Origin of the sequence: Aureimonas sp. SA4125 (assembly GCF_019973775.1) — a bacterium.
GTDB lineage: Bacteria > Pseudomonadota > Alphaproteobacteria > Rhizobiales > Rhizobiaceae > Plantimonas.
Map to the genome: position 1 here is coordinate 649,168 of NZ_AP025032.1, position 20,358 is coordinate 669,525.

The following is a 20,358-nucleotide window of genomic DNA, read 5'->3' on the forward strand; positions in this document are numbered from 1 at the left end:
TCCTGAAACACAAGGTCCGCGACCGGCTGTGGTCGCCCGGCTCAGGCGAACAGCAGTTCGCCCTGGCGCAGGGGACTGAAACTCAGGCGGTGATGGGGGCAGGGGCCGTGCTGCGTGATGGCGGCCAGATGCCGGCGCGTCGCATAGCCCATGTGCTGGCTGAAGCCGTAATGCGGGTGGACCTGGCAGAGCCGCGTCATCATCCGGTCGCGCGTCACCTTGGCGACGATCGACGCCGCGGCGATCGACAGCGAGCGCGCGTCGCCCTGCACCACGGCGGTCGCCCGGTCGCGGAGAAGGGGCGGGACGTCGTTGCCGTCGATCAGGAGGTGACAAGGGGGATGGGATAGTCCGTGTGCGGCCCGGCGCATGGCCAGCAGTGTCGCCTGGCGGATATTGATCCGGTCGATCTCGGCAGCACTGGCGGATGCGAGCGAAACCGTGGCGAAGGCCAGGATCTCCAGGAACAACCGCTCGCGATCTTCGGGGGTCAGCTTCTTGGAATCATTCAGCCCGTCCGGGATGCAGGCGGGATCGAGAATCACCGCGGCCGCCACGACGGGGCCGGCCAGGGGGCCACGCCCGGCCTCGTCGATCCCCGCGACAAGAAGCGCCCCGCGTGCGAAGCGCTCGGTCTCGATGCGGAAGTCCGGCACGGAGACGATGCTTGCCTCTGCTGCTGCAGGCGGGAGAGAAGACGGAGAATCGGAGGAATGACGAGCCATGGTGCGGCCAGACTCGCGCATTCTCCGATTCTCCACAAGGCGCGTCCCATCCCGGGGGAGGAGAGACGCGCCACGCCGGGCTGCTGGGCAGAGCCGGCGATCGAAATTTTGCCGCCGACCTCAGGCCGTGCGATCCGGAGCCTCGGATACCGCTCAGAGGAGCGAAAGCTGCACCCCCTCCTGCCGGGGAGGCGTGAACAGGTCGGTGCGCAGCACGGCCCTCTCGGTGTTCAGCCCGAGGCGCTTGGCCGCCAGCTCGAAACGCTTGCGGATCTGAAAGGCATAGGGGCCCGTGCCGCGCATGCGCTTCCCCCATTCGGCGTCGTAGTCCTTGCCGTCGCGCATCGAGCGCAGGAGCGACAGGACGTGGCGGTAGCGGCCAGGATAATGCCGGAGCAGCCATTCCTTGAAGATCGGGCTGACCTCCAGCGGCAGGCGCAAGAGCACCCATCCGGCCTCGCGAGCCCCGGCGGCATGCGCCGCATCGAGCAGTCGCTCGATCTCGTGGTCGGTGAGACCCGGGATGATCGGCGCCGTCATCACCATGGTCGGGATGCCGGCCTCGCTGAGCGCCTTCACCGCGTCGAGGCGTTTTGCCGGCGTTGCCGCACGGGGCTCCATCGCCCGCGCCAGCGTCCGGTCGAGCGTCGTCACCGACAGCGCCACCTTGGCCAGACCCTTGGCCGCCATGCGCGAGAGAATGTCGATGTCACGCGTGACCAGCGCCGACTTGGTGACGATTCCCACCGGATGGTTCGCCGCCTCCAGCACTTCCAGCACTTCGCGCATGATCCGCCAGCTCTTTTCGATCGGCTGGTAGGGATCGGTGTTCGTGCCGATGGCGATCGATTTCGGGACATAGCCGGGCTTCGACAGCTCGCGTTCGAGAAGCTCGGCGGCGTTGGGCTTGGCGAAGAGCTTGGTCTCGAAGTCGAGGCCCGGCGACATTCCCATATAGGCATGGCTCGGACGGGCGAAGCAGTAGACGCAGCCGTGCTCGCAGCCGCGATAGGGATTGACCGAGCGGTCGAAGGAGATGTCGGGCGAGGTATTGCGCGAGATGATCGTCTTCGGCTTCTCGACCTGCACGTCCGTCGTGAACGCCGGCAGCTCGTCGAGCGAGTTCCAGCCGTCGTCATAGGCGCTGCGCGCAAACGGCTCGAACCGTCCCGTCGGGTTCACACCCGAGCCGCGGCCGCGCCGCCGCTCGAAACCGATGCGCAGGCCCGACTCGGCGATGACGTGCTGGGCAATGTCGATGCCGTTGGGTCCGGAAAACGCTGCCCGGTCGGCGACTCTGACGTCCTGCATGGCAATCCCTTCCGATCCCGGTGATCCGTGTGTGAATGAAAACCTAATACCGAGAAGAGAACATTACAAGAACAAATAGGGCGGAACTTTGGTTGCACTGGCGGTATCGGCCGGTATCGGCTAGAGCCAGACCATGGTGTCGGTGATGATCGAAGCTGGGGAAGACCCGCATGCGCTGGCGGCGAGCCTGTCGACGCTGGTTGCGGGCGCCGTCGAGGGCATGGTGCGGGAGGTCGTCGTGATCGACCGGGGCCTCGACGCCGCGACGCGCGAGATTGCCGATCATGCCGGCTGCCGGATCGTGCCCGGTAGCGACCTTGCCGGCACCGTCTCGGCGTCGCGCGGCGACTGGGTGCTGCTGCTGGAAGCCGGCGCACGGCTGTCGCTCGACTGGGTCGAGGCGGTGGCGACCCATATCGGCGATGTCGAGAAGCGGGGGCTGACGCCCCGCGCCGCGCGCTTCTCGCGTGCCAAGCGCGACCGTCCCGGTCTTCTGGCGCGCCTCACGGGGCGACGGACGGCCCTCGTCGAAGGCCTGCTCGTGCCTAAACCCCAGGCGATCGGGCTGGCGAAGCGGGCGGCGACGCTGGAGGCGATGGGCCGCGGCGTCGCGACGACGCGGCTGGTGGCCTCGCTGCGGCCGCGGCTCGCACCCTCCCGCCGCTGATCCTGCTCAGACCGGTTTGCCGCCGCGCCGCAGGTGCTCGTCCAGCCGCGGCATGATCTCGACGAAATTGCAGGGGCGGTGGCGGTAGTCGAGCTGTGCCGAAAGGATGAGGTCCCAGCCATCGCGGCAGGCCCCGGGCGAGCCCGGCAGGACGAAGACGAAGGTGGCGTTGATGACGCCGCCGGTCGCCCGCGACTGGATCGTCGAGACCCCGATCTTGTCGAAGGACACGCGATGGAAGACCGCGGAGAACCCGTCCATGCGCTTGTCGAAGATCGGCTCGAGCGCCTCGGGCGTCACGTCGCGGCCGGTGAAGCCGGTGCCGCCGGTCGTGATCACCACGTCGATTGCGCGATCCTGCGCCCAGGCGACAACCTGCGCACGAATGGCCTCGATCTCGTCGGGGACGATCGCCCGGTCGGCGAGGCTGTGGCCTGCCGCGGTCAGCCGCTCGGCGAGCGTGTCGCCCGACTTGTCGTCGGCGGGAGTCCGGGTGTCGGAGACGGTCAGCACCGCGATCGACAGGGGGATGAAGGCGCGGTCGGTCATCTCAATTCGTCCTGTCCAACGGTTGGCGGTGCGGGCTGGGCATCAGCCGGGTCGGGAATATCCAGTAGCTGGGATAATGGCGGGCAAGGGTCCGGGCGGCGTCATTCGCCGCGGCGGGCGAATCGAACAGCGCGAAGACCGTCGCGCCCGAACCCGACATCCGCGCGAAGGCGGCCCCGGCCTGTCGGAGCGATGCCTCGAGCCTCGCGATCTCCGGGGCGAGGAGCCCCGCTGGAGCGGCCAGGTCGTTACGGGTGTCGCTGAGATAGCCGACAAGGTCCGTGAGTGAGGCAAAGCCCGCCGACGGGATCGACGGCATCGGCGGATTACTGCGGCTGGCGAGCTGGCGGAAGACCGCCGGCGTCGAGACTTCCATGCCGGGATTGACGAGAAGGCAGGCGACGGAGGGAAAGCGGGCGAGCGGCGCGGCGATCTCGCCGAGACCCTCGACCTGCGCCGGCACGCCGTCGAAGCACATCGGGACATCGGCGCCGAGCGTGAGTGCCGCCTCGCGCAATGCCGCGGCGCGTGCCGGAAACATCTGGGCGACGATCCGCAGGAGCGCCGCCGCGTCCGCCGAGCCGCCTCCGATGCCCGACGCGACCGGCAGGCGCTTGTCCAACGCCAGCGCGAGCGGGGGAAGCTCGCTGCCTCCTCCCGAGAGCACGGAACGCGCAGCGCAAAGCGCCTTGACGAGAATGTTGCCCTCGACCGGGCCTGCACCCAGCGCCGCCGCGAACGGGCCCGACAGGGTCAGGCGATCTTCCGTGGATGGCGACGCGGTGAGGCTGTCGCCCATTTCGGTGAAGGCGACGAGGCTCGACAGCGTGTGGTAGCCGTCGGCGCGCTGCCCGGTCACGTGCAGCGCGAGATTGACCTTGGCCGGCGCTGGCTCCCGCCATTCCGGCCGTGCGACCGGAACGCTTCCCCGGGCACCCGTCATCGTCAGTTCGGGGTGACGGCCGGGGCGGCGGCCGGCGATGCCGGCATGTCGTTGCCGGCCGAGGCTGTTCCGACGGCCCCGGCCTTTGTCGGCTCGCCGTCCATCTCGACCTTCCGGTCGTCGGCCGGCAGTCCGTCCTTCAGCTTCGCCTCGATCTTCGTGATTTCGGCGGCCTCCGGCTTCGGGATGCCCACCAGCGCACGGCTCCACTGGAATTCGGCCTCGCGGGTGCGGCCGACACGCCAGTAGGCGTCGCCGAGATGGTCGTTGATCGTCGGATCGACGGGATTGATCAGAACCGCCCGCTCCAGCTGCTCGACGGCGTCATCGTAGCGCGCCAGGCGATAATAGGCCCAGCCGAGCGAGTCGATGATGTAGCCGTCGTTCGGCCGGAGTTCGACCGCCGTCTTGATCATGTCGAGACCCTTTTCGAGGTTCCGATTCATGTCGACCCAGGAATAGCCGAGATAGTTGAGGACCTGCGGCTGGTTGGGCGAAAGCGCCAGCGCGCGGTTGAAGTCGGGTTCGGCCTTGTCCCACTGCTTCAGCCGCTCATGCGCGATGCCACGCTGATAGTAGAGGTTCCAGGTCTCCTGCTTCGCGGGCACGGCGATCTCGACGGCCCGGTCGAGTGCCTTGGCAGCTTCGGCGTAATCCTTGTCCGCCGACAGGACGTCCGCGAGCGCAAGGTAGGACTGCAGGTCGTCCGGGCGCTCGGCGACGGCCCGGCGCAGGTGGCGCTTGGCCTCGTCCTTCTGCTCGGAATACCAGAGATCGAGACCGATCTGCAGGTCGGCGCTGCGCCTGAGGGCGGAATCCTCGGGGATCTGCCGGTAGTAGGCGATGGCATCGTCGAGCCGCTTGTTGCGCTCGGCAATGCCGGCAAGCGCGGTCAGAAGGCTCGGATCCTTGGGGGCGAGCGCCCGCGCCAGCTGGAAATACAGCATGGCCACCTGCTGCCCCTCGCCGCGGTTGATCGCCTGGCCGAGGATGTAGAGCGTCTCCGCCGCGCCCTCGCGCACGTCCGTGATCGCGGGCGTCAGCGTTTCGCCCTTTTCGATCTTCGCTTTCAGGAAGGTCAGCGGATCGTAGTTGGCGGCGAGATCGAGGCCGGTGGCCAGGGCTGCAAGGGCAGCCTCCTTCTTGCCGGCCTGCGATTCCAGGCGCGCGAGCGCCTCGGATGCAGCGAGATAGGCATCGGGCGACGTCTGGGCGTTGGCCTTGTCGGCGAGAATATTGGCGAAGAAACCGCGCGCTGTGTCGGTTCGGCCTGCAAAGCCGGCGATGAGGCCGGCCTGCAGGTTGTTGAAGATCGGGTACCATTCGGCCCCGTCAAGCTCGGCGATCCGCGACAGGGCGTCGTCGACCTTCTTGTCGCCCGCATCGGCCCAGGCGGAGAGATGCGAAAGCAGAAGTCCGTCGAGATCGCTCGGATTGACGATATCGAATTCGGCGATCGCCGGCTCGAAGCGACCCGCGCGCATCATGTCGATCCCAAGCGCGATGCGCGCCACCTTGCCGGAATCGGACGAGTCCCGAAGCTTGGCGGCAAGCTCGACGCCCTCGGTGAAACGACCCGCCGCCAGATAGGCGAACATTGCCTCCTGCTGCAGCATTTCCGAGGTCGGATCGATGTCGAGCGCCTGGCTGAAATAGCTGGTCGAGGCCTTCAGGTCGCCGTCGAGCTGCGCGGACTTGGCGGCGAGATAGGCACCCGACAGGGACTGGATCAACGGCGGCACCGACGGCGGCGTGGCAGTCTCGCCAGCTGCGAAGGCATCGACGGGCATGACCGCGACGCTGGACATCGCCAGGAGAAACGCCAATCGGAAAATTCGCTGGGTCTGCACGATGAAATCCTCTTCTCTGCGGCCGCCGTGCCTGTCCTGGGATTGGTCCGCAGGATAGTGGGGGCTTCCCGACGGTGGTGGCGGCGGGCTGCCGCGAGCGGCGTCGCCCCTTGCGTCTCAATGTCTTGCCAGAATGACCACAATGCGACCGCCGCGCCAGATGGCGGCCCGCACCCTGGCGCTGGCGTCAGTTCACCCTGTCGATGCAGAAGGCGACGACGTCGAGAAGCGCCTTGCGGCCCTGCGAGGCGGGAAGGGTGCTTGCCGCCGTGAAGGCCTTGTCGCCGAAGGCGCGCGCCCTGGCGACCGTCGCCTCCAGCGCACCATGCCGCTCGAGAAGGCGCTTGGCCTCGGCAAGCGCCGCCTCGTCGTTCTCGCCGCCCTCGAGCGCCGAGCGCCAGAAGGCTTTCTCGGCCTCGGTGCCGCGATGGTTCGCCAGGATGATCGGGAGAGTGATCTTGCCCTCGCGAAAATCATCGCCGGTGTTCTTGCCGAGCGCCTCGGCGGTTCCACGATAGTCGAGGACGTCGTCGACGAGCTGGAAGGCGAGGCCGAGATTGAGGCCATAGGCGCGCATCTGTGCCCGCGCCTCTGGTCCGGCGTCGGCGATGATCGGCCCGACCTCCGTCGCCGCGGCGAAGAGCGCGGCGGTCTTCGCCTCGACCACCTTGAGATAGTCCGCCTCGGTCGTCGTCATGTGCTTGGCCGCCGAAAGCTGCCAGACCTCGCCCTCGGCGATGACGACCGATGCCGTCGACAGCACCCGCAGGGCCGGGAGCGACCCGACGTCGACCATCATCTTGAAGGCCTGGCCGAGCAGGAAATCGCCGACGAGGACGCTCGCCTGGTTGCCCCAGATCATCCGGGCCGACTGCTTGCCGCGCCTCAGATCGCTCTCGTCGACGACGTCGTCGTGGAGGAGCGTGGCGGTGTGCATGAATTCGACGCTGGCGGCGAGGGTCACATGGTCGCTGCCCGAATAGCCGTGGGCCAGCGCCGAGGCGATCGTGAGCATCGGCCTCAGACGTTTGCCACCCGAGGAGATGAGGTGCTCGGCGATCTCCGGGATCAGCGCCACGTTCGATCCGGCCATCGCCATGATCATCGCATTGACTTCGCCCATGGCGGGCGCCGTCAGTGCGACGATGGCTTCGACCGACGCCTTCGAGGAAGTCTCCCGGACGGGACTGGCAACACTCACGAGATTCACTCCGTTCAATGGTCGGGACTAAACACGGGGACGCGTGGGCGGCAAGCCGGAAGATGGCGCGGCAGGCGACGAGTGGAAGGCCTGGACGACCCATCGCCGGGCGAAGGGGACCCCTGCCGCGCCGGATCTGCCAAGTCGCGAACGCCGCGGGGATTGCTGCAGCACATGCCGGGGTGCGATGATCGCGGCAGAGCGGCGCGTCCCTGCGCGCCGTCACCGGCCGTGCCGTCTGGCGCTCCGGGCGGTAGACGCAAAAGGTGATGCCCGATGATCGAACTGATGCGCTCGAATGACGCGGTGTTGATCTCCTTCGTCGACTCCCTCTTGAAGGACGCGGACATCGTCCACTTTGTCGCGGATGCGCATATGAGCATTCTCGACGGCTCGATCGGCGTCCTGCCGCGCCGGATCATGGTCGACGCCGAGCGGCTCGACCAGGCGCGGCGCCTTCTGCGCGACGCCGAGCTCGGCCACGAACTGTCGCGCTAGGCGCGGGCATGGACGAGACGGACCCGTCGACGGGCGATCCGGGTCATGCTCCCGCTGTAGCGCTCGGCGGGGAGCCAGGTACGCCGGGGGCGCCCGACGCCATGATCGAGCCGTGGATGACGGAGACGTCGATCGACAGCTTCCAGGGGGGGCGGTTTCATCTGGCGCAGCCGAAGGGGCGGGGTTTTCGCGCCGGTCTCGATGCCCTTCTCCTCGCCGCAAGCCTACCCGCCCATCGCAGCGGTACTGCTCTGGATCTGGGATCGGGCGCCGGCGCCGTCGCATTCGCGGTTGCTGCCCGGTGCGAGGTGCTGCACGTGACCCTCGTCGAGAACGACAAAGTGATGGCCGGCTTTGCCCGCCACTCTCTGGCGCTCGCCGAGAACGCGGCCCTGGCGCCGAGGATCGGCGTCGTCGAGGCAAACGTTCTCGGACGGCGCGCCGAGCGGGAGGCGGCTGGCCTTGCCGATGGCGCCTTTCAGACCGTCATGACCAATCCGCCGTTTCACCCTGCCGGCGGCAGGGCCTCTCCCGACCCGCTGCGCCATGCGGCGCGGGCGACGACCGACGCGGATTTCCTCGGCCGCTGGATCCGGTCCGGCGCCGCGCTTCTGGGCAAAGGCGGCCTCTTTGCGATGATCGCCCGGCCGGACAGTCTGGAGGAGATCCTCGTCGCGACGGACCGGCGGCTCGGCGATATCCGGATACTGCCCGTCCATTCCCATGCCGGAATGCCGGCAATGCGCATTCTCGTCCATGCCCGCAAGGGCTCGCGGGCGCCGCTGTCGCTGTTGCCGGGCATCGTGCTGCATCATTCCGGCGGCGGCCTCACAGATCTCGGCCAGGGCATCGGCACGGGCGAAGCGACGCTCGATCTCGGCCTGCGCTGACCGGAAAGAGAAGCGGCGACTGTCCGTCTTCCGAGCCCCGCCACCGTCCAGCCGCATGAAAGGAGCGCTGCAGGGCTCGGCCTGCGGCTCATCGCCTCGATCGTCCCGATGGAACAGGACAGGCAGGCGCCAGCAGCGAGATCGAAGCGGCCCGCGGCTTTTCCCGGCGATCGCGGCATCCTACATGCAAGCCCTGATCTCTGACGAAAAGGCCGACCGCTTGTCATTCCCGCTGCAGAAATACCTTCCAAAACGCTTCCGTTCGGATGCGATCGTCGTTCCCGTCGTGCGGCTGAGCGGCACGATCATGGCGTCGTCTGGCCCGCTGCGGCAGAGCCTCTCGCTCGCCGGCGTCGCCGGGGTCCTGGACAAGGCCTTCGCGATGAAGAAGGCGCCGGCGGTGGCCATCCTCGTCAACTCGCCGGGCGGCTCGCCGGTGCAGTCGCGCCTGATCCACCAGCGCATCCGCGATCTCGCCGCCGAGAAGAAGAAGACCGTCCTCGTCTTCGTCGAGGATGTCGCGGCATCCGGCGGCTATATGATCGCCTGCGCCGGCGACGAGATCATCGCCGACCCCTCCTCGATCGTCGGCTCGATCGGCGTCGTTTCCGGCGGTTTCGGCTTCGTCGACATGATCCACAAGCTCGGCATCGAACGCCGCGTGCATTCGACCGGCGAGAACAAGGCGCGGCTGGATCCCTTCCAGCCGGAGCGGCCGGAGGACATCGCCCATCTCCTCGCCTTGCAGGCGGAGGTCCACGCGACCTTCATCGACCTCGTCAAGGAGAGCCGCGGGACGCGCCTTGCCGACGATCCCGATCTCTTCACCGGCCAGTTCTGGTCGGGCAAGCGCGGCCTGACGCTCGGCCTCGTCGACAGCCTCGGCGACCTGCGCTCGGTTCTCCGCGAGCGTTTTGGCCAGAAGGTCAAGCTGGTCCTCATCCAGTCGAGCCGCGGCCTGCTGGGGCGGCGGCCCGCGACCGGCATCGGCATGGCCGATCCCGCAAGGCTCGGCGCCGGCGCTGCCGAGCAACTCGCCGTCATGGCCGAGGACAGGCTCGTCTGGGCCCGCTACGGTCTTTGATCCGTCGGCCGATGGCCGCCGACGCAACCGGCGGCTTGCCCGCAAGCCGCCGGTGGGTGCACGCTGTTCCGGAGCCGTTGACACGACGTCGCGCCGGGAACCGACGCACCCGCCCGGCGTATCAAGGAGACGCAGCCCGTGCTTTACTCTCCGTGTCTCCCGGCTCCTATGAGTGCAACCCGTCACGATGGTCGATCTGATGCCTCAATTCTTTCTTCTCGGTCTTGTCGGGGCCGCCGCCTATTATGGCTTCAAGCGACTGAAGGGCGACGCGCTTCGCCTCTCCGAGCGCTCGCGCCGCGCCGAGGCCGAGCAGCGGACGGGCGCGCAGGGGACACTCGTGCGCGGCGATGACGGCATCTACCGGCTGCAGAAGGACTGAGGCCAGGGTACCGGCAGTCCTGAATCGGCCGCTGCCACGCGGCTTGACGCTTCAGGCCCGGCATGGCACCTCGCCTTCATCCGTCGCGCCGGCCGGCGCCCGCACCGAGAGCCCTGACATGTCCGATCTGCCGCCGCATATGCGCCCGGAGCGCTCCTTCCAGGCACTGATCCTGACATTGCACCGCTACTGGGCCGATTATGGCTGCATCATCCTGCAGCCCTACGACATGGAGGTCGGCGCCGGCACCTTCCATCCCGGCACGACGCTGCGCGCGCTCGGGCCAAAGCCCTGGAACGCCGCCTATGCCCAGCCCTCGCGCCGCCCCAAGGACGGGCGCTATGGCGAGAACCCGAACCGCCTGCAGCACTACTACCAGTACCAGGTGATCCTGAAGCCGAACCCGCCCAATCTGCAGGAACTCTATCTCGGCTCGCTGAAGGCGATCGGCATCGACACCGCGCTGCACGACATCCGCTTCGTCGAGGACGACTGGGAAAGCCCGACGCTCGGCGCCTGGGGCCTGGGCTGGGAGTGCTGGTGCGACGGCATGGAAGTCTCGCAGTTCACCTATTTCCAGCAGATCTGCGGCATCGAATGCGCCCCGGTCGCGGGCGAGCTGACCTACGGCCTCGAGCGCCTGGCAATGTATGTCCAGAACGTCGATTCCATCTACGACCTCAATTTCAACGGCCGCGAGGGCGAGGAGAAGGTCACCTATGGCGACGTCTTCCTGCAGGCCGAGCAGGAATATTCCCGCTATAATTTCGAGCATGCAGACGCGGTCGTGCTGCTGCGCCATTTCGACGAGGCCGAGGCCGAATGCCGGGCGCTGCTCGCCGCCGGCGCGGCCAAGCCCGACGCGAGAGAGGGGCGTCACCTGATGGCGCAGCCTGCCTACGACCAGGCGATCAAGGCGAGCCACGTCTTCAACCTGCTCGACGCGCGCGGCGTCATCTCGGTCACCGAGCGCCAGAGCTACATATTTCGCGTGAGGACGTTGGCCAAGGCCTGCGGCGAGGCGTTCCTCGTCACGGAAGGCGGCGGCTTCAATTACCGCATGGCGCCCGTGCAGGCGGCCTGACGCGGCACCTCGCGCTTATTCCTGCCGTGACGGCACGAAAACCGCGCTGCAGCGTTGCCGTGCGGGACACTATGAGGAGCACGCATTCATGCGTTGGACAGGTCGGCGGCAGAGCAACAATATCGAGGATCGCCGCGGCGGTGGTGGCGGGCTTGGCGGCGGCGGCATGCGTGTCCCCATCCGGGCGGGACGCGGCGGCGGCATGGGTCTTATCGGCCTCGTCATCGTCGGCGCGGTCCTTTGGTTCGGCTTCGGCGTCAACCCGATGTTTCTCTTCGGCATGGATGGCGGCAGCCAGACCCAGCAGACGCAGACCGCGAACGGCCCGGGCGTGCAGGGAACCTCCGACTCGACCGACGATTTCGTCGCGACCGTTTTGGCCGACACCGAGGACGTCTGGACAAAGCGCTTCGCCGATGCCGGCCAGCAGTATCCGGCGCCGACGCTGGTCCTGTTCAACAATTCGATTGCCTCGGCCTGCGGCAATGCCAGTTCCGCGAGCGGTCCCTTCTACTGCCCCTCCGACCAGAAGCTCTACATCGACCTGTCGTTCTTCCGGCAGCTGAAGGAACAGTTGAATGCCGGCGGCGATTTCGCACAGGCCTATGTCGTGGCGCACGAGGTCGGCCACCACATCCAGAACATCACCGGTGTCCTGCCGGCCTTCGATCAGGCGCGTCGCGGCGTCAGCGAGAGCGAGGCGAACGCCATGTCGGTGCGCATCGAACTCCAGGCCGACTGCTATGCCGGCATCTGGGCGCACGACACGCAGGCTGCCGGCTATGTCGAGCCGGGCGACATTGACGAGGCCCTGAACGCTGCCCAGCAGATCGGCGACGACACGCTGCAGAAGCAGAGCCAGGGCTATGTCGTCCCGGACAGCTTCAACCACGGCACCGCCGCGCAGCGCCAGACCTGGTTCAGACGCGGCTACGAAGAAGGCAATGTCGCCGCCTGCGATACGTCGAAAGGCCAGATCTGAGCTCACAGCGCCATGGCCCACAAGCCGATGACACGACGCCAGCGCGCTGAAACCTCAGCGCGCCGGCGGGTAGAGGCCGAAGGCACAGCGGAGGAGGCCGTTGTCTGGCAGGGCCTGCGACTTCTCCCCGACGAGGGGCGGCATTTCCTACGGCAGCAGACCCTCGGCCCCTATCTCACAGACTTCGTCTCGCACCGGCTGCGCCTCATCGTCGAAATCGACGGCGACCAGCATGGTTTTGCCGACAAGCGCCGGAAAGACTCCGTGCGCGATGCTTGGCTTGCCGGCGAGGGCTACAGGGTCCTGCGGTTCTGGAACCGAGAGGTCCGCGCCGATCCCGCCGCGGTTCTTGACAGCATCAGTCGCGTGGTCGAAGAGCGGCGGACATTGCCGCCAGCCGATCCGCAGCGTCTCTCTCCACCTGTCCAGGGCAAGCCGCGCCCGCGTCCGGGGTGAGGCCCAGCGGGCCACGATGTGACCGACACGGCGCTCCGGCGCCAGCCCTTCCCCCGGGAAGGGGGGAGATTGCCAGATGCCCGACCTTCTGATCGAACTTCGCTCCGAGGAGATCCCCGCCCGCATGCAGCGCAAGGCGGCAGGCGACCTGAAGAAGCTCGTCACCGACGGCCTTGTGGCGGCCGGACTCACCTATGAGGGCGCGCGAGAATACTGGACGCCGCGCCGTCTCGCGCTCGACATCCGCGGCGTCGATGCCCGTTCGAAGGACCAGGTCGAGGACCGCAAGGGACCGCGCACCGACGCGCCGGCGAAAGCCATCGAAGGGTTCCTGAAGGGCGCGGGCCTCTCTTCGATCGAGGAGGCCCATGTCCATTCCGACCCGAAGAAGGGCGATTTCTACGTCGCGCATTTGCGCAAGCCCGGGCAGGCGGCCGAGGACATCGTCGCCGAACTGATGCCGAAAATCATCCGCGAGTTTCCCTGGCCGAAATCCATGCGCTGGGGCAAGGCCTCGCGCGAGCCGGGATCCCTTCGCTGGGTGCGCCCGCTGCAGTCGATCCTCTGCACTTTCGGACCGGAGACGTCCGAGCCCGTCGTCGTCGATTTCGAGGTCGGCGGCATCCGCTCGGGCAACCTCACCTACGGCCACCGATTCCATGCCCCGGACGCCATCAAGGTCCGGCGCTTCGACGACTATGTCACGAGCCTCGAGCGCGCTTTCGTCGTCCTCGACGCCGATCGCCGCAAGGACATCATCCGCACCGATGCCGAGCACCTCGCCTTCGCGCAGGGGCTGGAAGTGGTTCCCGACGAGGCCCTGCTGGAGGAGGTCTCCGGCCTCGTCGAATGGCCGGTGACCCTGATGGGGACGTTCGAGGAAGCCTTTCTCGCCATCCCGCCGGAAGTCGTGCGCCTCACCATCAAGACCAACCAGAAATGCTTCGTCACCCGCGCGCCCGGCGCCGCCGGCCTGTCGAACAGGTTCGTGCTCGTGGCCAATATCGAGGCCTCCGACGGCGGCGCCGAGATCGCCCGCGGCAATGGCAAAGTGGTGCGCGCCCGCCTCTCCGACGCGCTGTATTTCTGGCAGACCGACCAGGCGGACCTGCCCGATCTCGCCGGCCTGCAGGCCTCCGCGGACAAGCTCGGCCTCGACCTGTCGAAGCCGCTCGACCAGCGCATGGCCAAGCTCGACGCCCTCGGCGTGACCTTCCACGCCAAGCTCGGCACGCAAGGCGCGCGCGTTCAGCGCATCGCCGCCTTGGCCGAGACGATCGCGCCGATGGTCGGCGCCGACCCGGCGCTGGCAAAGCGCGCCGCGCTGCTGGCCAAGGCCGACCTCACCAGCGAGGCCGTCGGCGAGTTTCCCGAATTGCAGGGCCTGATGGGCCGTTACTACGCGGCGCTGCAGGGCGAGCATCCCTCGGTGCAGGCCGCGATCGAGGAGCACTATCGCCCTCAGGGCCCGGGCGACGCCGTGCCGACCGATCCGGTGGCGATCACGGTGGCGCTTGCCGACAAGCTCGATACGCTGGTTGGCTTCTGGGCGATCGACGAGAAGCCGACCGGCTCGAAGGATCCCTACGCGCTGCGGCGGGCGGCCTTGGGCGTGATCCGGATCGTGCTGGAGCGGGGGCTCGAGCTGCCGCTTCACCGTGTTGGCGCTGATGCCGACCTCATCGGCTTCTTCCACGACCGCCTGAAGGGACAGCTCCGCGACCAGGGCGCGCGGCACGATCTTGTCGATGCGGTGCTGTCGAGCGCGCAGGACGGTAATGCATCGATCTCCCCCCTTGAGGGGGAGATGCCTGGCAAGGCAGAGGGGGGGGGTGGCGCTCCCGTCTCTTCCGCGATGCTCGATGCCAAGACACCCCCCTCTGGTCTGCCGACCATCTCCCCCTCAAGGGGGGAGATCGGCCAGTCTGATGGCCTCAACGACGACCTCTTCGACATCACTCGCCGCGTCGAAGCCCTCGGCAGCTTTCTGGCGACGGAAGATGGCACCAACCTCCTCGCCGGCACGCGCCGCGCCGCGAACATTCTCGCCGCCGAGGAGAAGAAGGGCACGCGCATCGCCGACACCGTCGACCTCGCGCTGCTCGCCGAGCCGGAGGAGAAGCTTCTGGCCGGCGCCATCGACCGCGCCGAGATGGAACTGGCGGCAGCGCTTCGGGCCGAGCACTACGGGCAGGCAATGGCTGCGCTCGCGACCTTGCGCATCCCGGTCGACGCCTTCTTCGAAAAGGTGCTGGTCAATGCCGAGGATGCGGCGGTGCGCGCCAACCGGCTGGCGCTGCTGGCCCGGATCCGCGCCGCGACCCGTCAGGTGGCCGATTTTTCCAAGATCGCCGGCTGACTTCAGCCGGCCGAGACGCTCCGGGCGGCGGTGGCGGGTCCGCCTCGGTCCCTGGATGCCGGCCGCTCCGCCGACTTTCTGCCCCAATTCGGCAAAGATCCGCTGATGCGGCGCGGCCAGCCCGCGAAATATGCCCAGCCAAATGTTTTGCGGGCGGCGGGACAGTTTCACGCAAGGTCGAAAACGGGCAGTCGTTTCAGTAAATTAACCAATGGATCGATCGATTTATCACGTAATATATCGAATTGTTACGTGATGTGATCGGCTCTGCCCGGAACCTGCCCGATTGCGCCGTCATGAAGTCTCCAGCCGCCAAGGGGTAACGGGTTGCAAAGCCCGCCAGACGATAGCGACGAGGGGAAGTTCCGAATGCAGGCCATGCGCGCCGCCTTTGCGGCAGCCATCACTCTTGCCTGTGCGATGACCGCCGGGCTGGTCTCGGCCAATCCGGCGCAGGCCGCCTGGGACAAGCCGTGGACCGACGAGAACCGGGCCCTCGTCATCGACGCCTACGAGTTCAATCCGATCGACTGGAAGGAACTGACCTCCGACAAGCGCATCGCCGGCTTCATCAACAAGGCATCGGACGGCATGCCGCCGGAATGGAACTGCAGCGGCAAGTCGGGCGACGAGGAACTCCTCTGCAAGAACCGCTGGTGGAAATACTCCGTCACCAAGGAGCTCTACCTCACCCGCCGCGCCATGGCGAAGACGCTCGGCCTGAAATGGGGCGCCTATCACCTGGCCCGTCCCGGCAATCCGCGCCAGCAGGCCGACCATTTTATCGATTTCGCCGAGCCGGAAGCCGACGATCTGATCGCCATCGACATCGAGGACAACACCGAGGAGTGGATGTCGCTGTCGGACGCGGAGATCTTCTCCAACCAGATCTTCATCCGCACCGGGCGCTATCCCGTTCTCTACACCAACGGCTCCACCGCGAAATGGATCTCCGACTATAAGGAGACCTACCCGCTGCTCTCGCGTCTGCCGCTCTGGTACGCCCGCTACCGCGAGGACATCACCGGCCTCTTCCCCGAGACCACCTGGCCGACCTACGCGCTCTGGCAGTTCTCCTCGATGCACAATTGCTCGAAATCCGAATGCCCCTACCGGGTCAAGGGCGCCAAGACCGATATCGACGTGAACGTCGCCTCGATGGACGTCCCCAGCCTGCGCGCCGCCTGGCCGTTCGACACGCTGGTGAGGCCCATGGACGAGCCGGAGGCGCCGACGCTTCTGGCCGATCTCAAGCAGAAGGCCGGCAAGGCCATCGGCTCCATCGTCGGCGATCTCGCGCTGATCGGCGAGGAGCGCACGGTCAAGGTGGCGGCTCCCGTTCCCACCGCGCCGACGGCGAAGGACGATGCTCTCCCGGTCCAGACCGCGAGCATGCCCGCCCCGGTTTCACCGACGGCCGCGTCCTCTGCGACGGCGTCGAACGATGCGACGTTTCTGGCCGCCTACGGCCCGGCCGACCGTCATTCCGCCCGGATCGACCCGCTGCAACTCCTGACCGATCTCGTCCGTCATCCCGATCCTGCACCGGGTCAGGCCAAGTCCGGCAAGGCGGCGCTTCGCACCATCGCTCCTGGCCTGCCCGGACAGAAAGCTGCTCTCGGTGTGTTCGGGGAACTGGCCGGCGATATGGAAAAGGTAGCCGCGATCGTACCGAAGGCAGGCAGTGCGGCGGTCATGCTTCCCGCCTCGGCCGCATCGGCGCTCGGCGAGGCCGAAAAGTCGCGGTTTCGCCTCTGGCTCCGCCAGGCCAATGACGATCTGAAAGCGTCGCTCCCGGAAAAGGACGAGGCGACGTCGGTCGACACTGGCGGCCGTGGCCCGCGCCTGTCCGCCTCGCTGCGCGACCTTGCCGCCGTCGCGCCGGCTCTCGAACAGCGGATCGCCACGGCCTTTCTGTCGACCCGTTGATCCGCAACCAAAGAGGTGAAACTTTTTTCGTCGGATGTCGGAACCAAAGCGTCTGGTCACTGTTTTCTCGATGAACGCCAAGCATTCAGTGCCGCACCTGCGATCTGCCCCCTCGGATCCCTTGTGCGCTGGCGTCGCCAGGAACGTCCGGCTCCCCCTCTGGACGTGACATCATAGAGAGCAGCGGCCGCCCCCTCGAGCCGCTGCTCTTTTTGCTTTTGCGCTGATATCGCGGCACAAGGCGCCATGGCCAGACATATCCTTTCGACCGATCCCGATGCCGTTCGCGAGACAGTCGCCGTCCTTCTGGCCGGAGGGCTGGCGGCGCTTCCGACCGAAACCGTCTACGGTCTGGGCGCCGACGCGGCCAATGGCGCGGCTGTTGCGGGCATTTTCGAAGCGAAGGGCCGGCCGCGCTTCAATCCGCTGATCTGCCACGTCTCCGACAGACCCATGGCCGAGGAGACCGGCATCTTCGACGACACCGGGCGACGGTTGGTCGATGCCTTCTGGCCGGGGCCCCTCACCGTCGTCCTGCCGCTTGCCGATGGGGCGGACGTCCATCCTCTGACGCTCGGTGGCCTGTCGACCGTCGCCCTGCGCATGCCGCAAGGGATCGCCCGCGACGTCATCGCCGGCGTCGGCCGGCCGATCGCCGCTCCCAGCGCCAACCGCTCCGGCAAGGTCAGCCCGACGACGTCGGCCCATGTCGAGCGAAGCCTCGGCGACCGGATCGACCTCATCCTCGATGCGGGACCGGCGATTCTCGGGCTGGAGTCGACGATCGTCATGCCGCGGGAAGGAGAGATCGTGCTCCTACGCGCCGGCGGGATAACGGCCGCCGACATCGAGACCGCGACCGGCCTGCGGGTCGTTCGCCCGGCGGACGGCGCTCCCGTCCAGTCGCCCGGCCAGCTCGTCTCCCACTATGCCCCGCACGGGACGGTCCGCCTCGATGCGCTTTCGGTCCTTCCCGGCGAATGGCTCCTGAGGTTCGGAAGCCTTCCCGTCGCGGGCGAGGACCGCGCCGCCGGCGTGATCGACCTCAGCCCGCGGGGCGATCTGCGTGAAACGGCCTCGAAACTCTTCGCGGCGCTGACGGAGCTCGATCGGCCTGATGTCGCCGCGATCGCCGTGATGCCGATCCCCATGACGGGCCTTGGCGAAGCGATCAACGATCGCCTGCGCCGGGCTGCAGCGCCGCGCGGCTGAAGCATCGTCTCGACGGCGCCGGGCGCCGGGACTATCCTCGGCGCATGACCATGAACCAGCCTCCCGCCATTTCGGACGCCACCATCGCGCGCTTCGCCGCCCTCGTGGGCGAGGGCAATGCCCTGCGGTCGCCAGATCTCCTCGCCCCCTACCTCACCGAGCCGCGCGACCTCTACAAGGGGCGCACGCGGCTCGTGCTGCGGCCGGGCTCGACGGCCGAGGTCGCCGCGATCATGCGGCTCGCCACCGAAACCCGCACGCCGATCGTGCCGCAGGGCGGCAATACCGGGCTCGTCGGCGGCCAGTCGCCGCGCTCCGAGGCGGAAGTCGTGCTGTCGCTGTCGCGCATGAACCGGGTTCGCGACGTCGACCCCGTCGGTCGGACCATGGTCGTGGAGGCGGGGGTCATCCTCGCCAATGTCCAGGCTGCGGCGGACGGTGCCGGCCTCTTCTTTCCGCTGTCGCTCGGCTCGGAAGGTTCCTGCGAGATCGGCGGCAATCTCTCTTCCAATGCCGGCGGCACGGCGGTGCTGGCCTACGGCAATGCCCGCGATCTCTGCCTCGGGCTCGAGGCGGTGTTGCCCTCGGGCGAGATCCTTCCCGGCCTCCGGCGCCTGAAGAAGGACAACCGCGGCTATGACTGGAAGGATCTCCTGATCGGCGCCGAGGGCACGCTCGCCGTCATCACCGCGGCGGTGCTGAAACTGTTTCCAAAGCCCGCCGGGCGGGAGGTCGCCTATGTCGGACTGGCTTCACCCGAAAAGGCACTGCGCCTTCTCGGCCGTGCCGAGGCACGTGCCGGGCGCCAGCTGACGGCCTTCGAGCTGATGGGCCGGCGCGGCATGGAATTCACCCTCCGCCATACCGAGGGCGCACGCGATCCGCTTGCCGCCGCCCACGCCTGGTATCTGCTCGTCGAGATCTCCTCGCAGCGCTCGGCCGAGGATGCCCGCGAGACCCTGGAGGCGATCCTCGGCTCGGCGCTCGAGGACGATGTGATCGAGGACGCGGCGATCGCCCAGTCGCTCGGCGATGCCGCGACCTTCTGGAAGATGCGCGAGGCGATGAGCTGGGCGCAGAAGCCGGAAGGCGGCTCGATCAAGCACGACGTCGCCGTTCCCGTCGCCCGGGTCGCCGAGTTCATCGCCGCGGCCGACAAGGCCGTCCTTGCCGCCATTCCGGATGCGCGGATCGTCGCCTTCGGCCATCTCGGCGACGGCAACATCCACTACAACGTCTCCCAGCCCGTCGGCGCCGACAAGGCCGGCTTTCTCGACCGCTGGACCGAGGTCAACGCCATCGTCCACGGCATCGTCGACGCCATGGACGGCACCTTCTCCGCCGAACACGGGATCGGCCAGTTGAAGCGGCTCGAACTCGCCCGCACCAAGAACGCGGCGGAGATGGCTTTGATGCGCAGCATCAAGCAGACGCTGGATCCTTACCAGATTCTCAATCCCGGAAAAGTCGTTTAAAGATCTATTCAATTCTGCTTTCAATAACCCTGAGAATAGTGAGATTCACTTAACTGCCTTTCTTAGCCTGCCTGCAAGAACGGCTCGCTAGTGTCAGCTTATCAAAGGCCGGGAGACACCGGCCACGGCGACCCGGTTCCGGTCGCGACAGGCACACAGAGGCGTCCATCATGAACACCGCAACGAAGACCGTTTCTTCCCGGCCAGAATGGGCCACGATGCCGATCCGCCTCGATCCGGCAGCGGCGGACCGCAAGCAGAGCTTCGAGCTGGTCGAGGCCGGCGAGCGCGTCAGCTACCGTGTCGATCGCCGCGGCGCCGTGATTTCACGGGTTCTGCACAAGTCGGGCCTGCCGATGTCGATCGCGCTGCCGCCCCGCGCGTTCAAGGGCATCGCCGCCCGGGCGATGGAGGATGGCGCCGGCGAGGTGACCGTCACGCTCGAGCTGTTCCACGAGGACGCCAAACTCTGCGTGCCGCTGCTCGTCGCCTCCGACCTCTTCGACGTCGCCGCCGACTGGCGCGGCTGGGCCGAGCTCTTCAACCTGCCGATGCTGATGGTCGAGGCCGATGGTGCGGTCAGGCCGCTGGAAGAGACGCTCGGCCAGCTCCGCGCTGCGCGCACCGCGCCGCGCCGGGCGAACGCCAGCGCCCACCGGGCACGCCGCCCGCGCTTCCTCGCCCGCCGCAAGCCGGGTGGCCTCGGCGTGCGCATGGTGATTTCGGGCACCGAGATCATCGCTCGCAACTGATTGATGCTG

At 67.5% G+C, this 20,358-nt stretch carries 19 protein-coding genes; 13 read left to right on the top strand and 6 right to left on the bottom strand.

Annotated elements, in window-relative coordinates; genetic code table 11:
- Positions 1-41: 41 nt before the first annotated feature.
- Together Sa4125_RS02945 and Sa4125_RS02950 are read right to left on the bottom strand one after the other, a co-directional pair.
- Positions 42-725, bottom strand: coding sequence for a ribonuclease HII (locus Sa4125_RS02945; RefSeq protein ID WP_224007481.1), 684 nt, complete (start codon positions 723-725; stop codon positions 42-44).
- Positions 726-878: 153 nt separating this feature from the next.
- Complete coding sequence (locus Sa4125_RS02950; protein WP_224003493.1) at positions 879-2,036, bottom strand: PA0069 family radical SAM protein; 1,158 nt, start codon at positions 2,034-2,036, stop codon at positions 879-881.
- 133 nt (positions 2,037-2,169) lie between these two features.
- Here Sa4125_RS02950 and Sa4125_RS02955 point away from each other — a divergent pair, with 133 nt between their 5' ends.
- Positions 2,170-2,703: a glycosyl transferase family 2 gene (locus Sa4125_RS02955; RefSeq protein WP_224003495.1), complete on the top strand. Its 534-nt coding sequence runs from the start codon at positions 2,170-2,172 to the stop codon at positions 2,701-2,703.
- A 6-nt stretch (positions 2,704-2,709) separates the two neighbouring features.
- Here the strand turns inward: Sa4125_RS02955 and moaB are convergent, their stop codons facing one another.
- From moaB to Sa4125_RS02975, 4 genes are all read right to left on the bottom strand, one after another.
- Positions 2,710-3,252 carry a molybdenum cofactor biosynthesis protein B gene (gene moaB / locus Sa4125_RS02960; RefSeq protein WP_224003497.1) on the bottom strand — a complete coding sequence of 181 codons (543 nt, stop codon included), beginning with the start codon at positions 3,250-3,252 and terminating at the stop codon, positions 2,710-2,712.
- 1 nt (position 3,253) lies between these two features.
- On the bottom strand, positions 3,254-4,195 hold the full coding sequence (locus Sa4125_RS02965) for a 4-(cytidine 5'-diphospho)-2-C-methyl-D-erythritol kinase (protein WP_224003499.1): 942 nt from the start codon (positions 4,193-4,195) through the stop codon (positions 3,254-3,256).
- 2 nt (positions 4,196-4,197) lie between these two features.
- Positions 4,198-6,045 carry a tetratricopeptide repeat protein gene (locus tag Sa4125_RS02970; RefSeq protein ID WP_224003501.1) on the bottom strand — a complete coding sequence of 616 codons (1,848 nt, stop codon included), beginning with the start codon at positions 6,043-6,045 and terminating at the stop codon, positions 4,198-4,200.
- A gap of 187 nt (positions 6,046-6,232) precedes the next feature.
- The gene (locus Sa4125_RS02975) at positions 6,233-7,246 is read right to left on the bottom strand and encodes a polyprenyl synthetase family protein (protein WP_224003503.1); all 1,014 of its coding nucleotides are present in this window, start codon (positions 7,244-7,246) and stop codon (positions 6,233-6,235) included.
- A gap of 276 nt (positions 7,247-7,522) precedes the next feature.
- On the opposite strand from Sa4125_RS02975, the gene Sa4125_RS02980 reads away from it, so the two are divergent.
- From Sa4125_RS02980 to Sa4125_RS03035, 12 genes are all read left to right on the top strand, one after another.
- Positions 7,523-7,744, top strand: coding sequence for a DUF2007 domain-containing protein (locus tag Sa4125_RS02980; RefSeq protein WP_224003505.1), 222 nt, complete (start codon positions 7,523-7,525; stop codon positions 7,742-7,744).
- A gap of 8 nt (positions 7,745-7,752) precedes the next feature.
- Entirely contained in the window at positions 7,753-8,634 is an 882-nt protein-coding gene (locus tag Sa4125_RS02985) for a methyltransferase (protein ID WP_224003507.1), read from the top strand.
- A gap of 220 nt (positions 8,635-8,854) precedes the next feature.
- Positions 8,855-9,718: a S49 family peptidase gene (locus tag Sa4125_RS02990; protein ID WP_224003509.1), complete on the top strand. Its 864-nt coding sequence runs from the start codon at positions 8,855-8,857 to the stop codon at positions 9,716-9,718.
- A gap of 199 nt (positions 9,719-9,917) precedes the next feature.
- A complete protein-coding gene (locus Sa4125_RS02995) occupies positions 9,918-10,100 on the top strand; it encodes a hypothetical protein (protein ID WP_224003511.1) in 183 nt (60 codons plus the stop codon).
- Between the two features lie 118 nt (positions 10,101-10,218).
- Positions 10,219-11,184 carry a glycine--tRNA ligase subunit alpha gene (locus Sa4125_RS03000; protein WP_224003513.1) on the top strand — a complete coding sequence of 322 codons (966 nt, stop codon included), beginning with the start codon at positions 10,219-10,221 and terminating at the stop codon, positions 11,182-11,184.
- Positions 11,185-11,272: 88 nt separating this feature from the next.
- Positions 11,273-12,166, top strand: a complete 894-nt coding sequence (locus tag Sa4125_RS03005; RefSeq protein ID WP_224003515.1) for a neutral zinc metallopeptidase — start codon at positions 11,273-11,275, stop codon at positions 12,164-12,166.
- A 12-nt stretch (positions 12,167-12,178) separates the two neighbouring features.
- Positions 12,179-12,622: a DUF559 domain-containing protein gene (locus tag Sa4125_RS03010; protein ID WP_224003517.1), complete on the top strand. Its 444-nt coding sequence runs from the start codon at positions 12,179-12,181 to the stop codon at positions 12,620-12,622.
- A gap of 76 nt (positions 12,623-12,698) precedes the next feature.
- A complete protein-coding gene (gene glyS / locus Sa4125_RS03015) occupies positions 12,699-14,981 on the top strand; it encodes a glycine--tRNA ligase subunit beta (RefSeq protein ID WP_224003525.1) in 2,283 nt (760 codons plus the stop codon).
- Between the two features lie 369 nt (positions 14,982-15,350).
- On the top strand, positions 15,351-16,910 hold the full coding sequence (locus Sa4125_RS03020) for a glycoside hydrolase family 25 protein (RefSeq protein WP_224003527.1): 1,560 nt from the start codon (positions 15,351-15,353) through the stop codon (positions 16,908-16,910).
- 246 nt (positions 16,911-17,156) lie between these two features.
- The gene (locus Sa4125_RS03025; protein ID WP_224003529.1) at positions 17,157-18,122 is read left to right on the top strand and encodes an L-threonylcarbamoyladenylate synthase; all 966 of its coding nucleotides are present in this window, start codon (positions 17,157-17,159) and stop codon (positions 18,120-18,122) included.
- A 50-nt stretch (positions 18,123-18,172) separates the two neighbouring features.
- The gene (locus tag Sa4125_RS03030) at positions 18,173-19,597 is read left to right on the top strand and encodes an FAD-binding oxidoreductase (protein ID WP_224003531.1); all 1,425 of its coding nucleotides are present in this window, start codon (positions 18,173-18,175) and stop codon (positions 19,595-19,597) included.
- Positions 19,598-19,767: 170 nt separating this feature from the next.
- The gene (locus Sa4125_RS03035; RefSeq protein ID WP_224003533.1) at positions 19,768-20,349 is read left to right on the top strand and encodes a DUF6101 family protein; all 582 of its coding nucleotides are present in this window, start codon (positions 19,768-19,770) and stop codon (positions 20,347-20,349) included.
- The last annotated feature ends 9 nt before the right edge of the window (positions 20,350-20,358 follow it).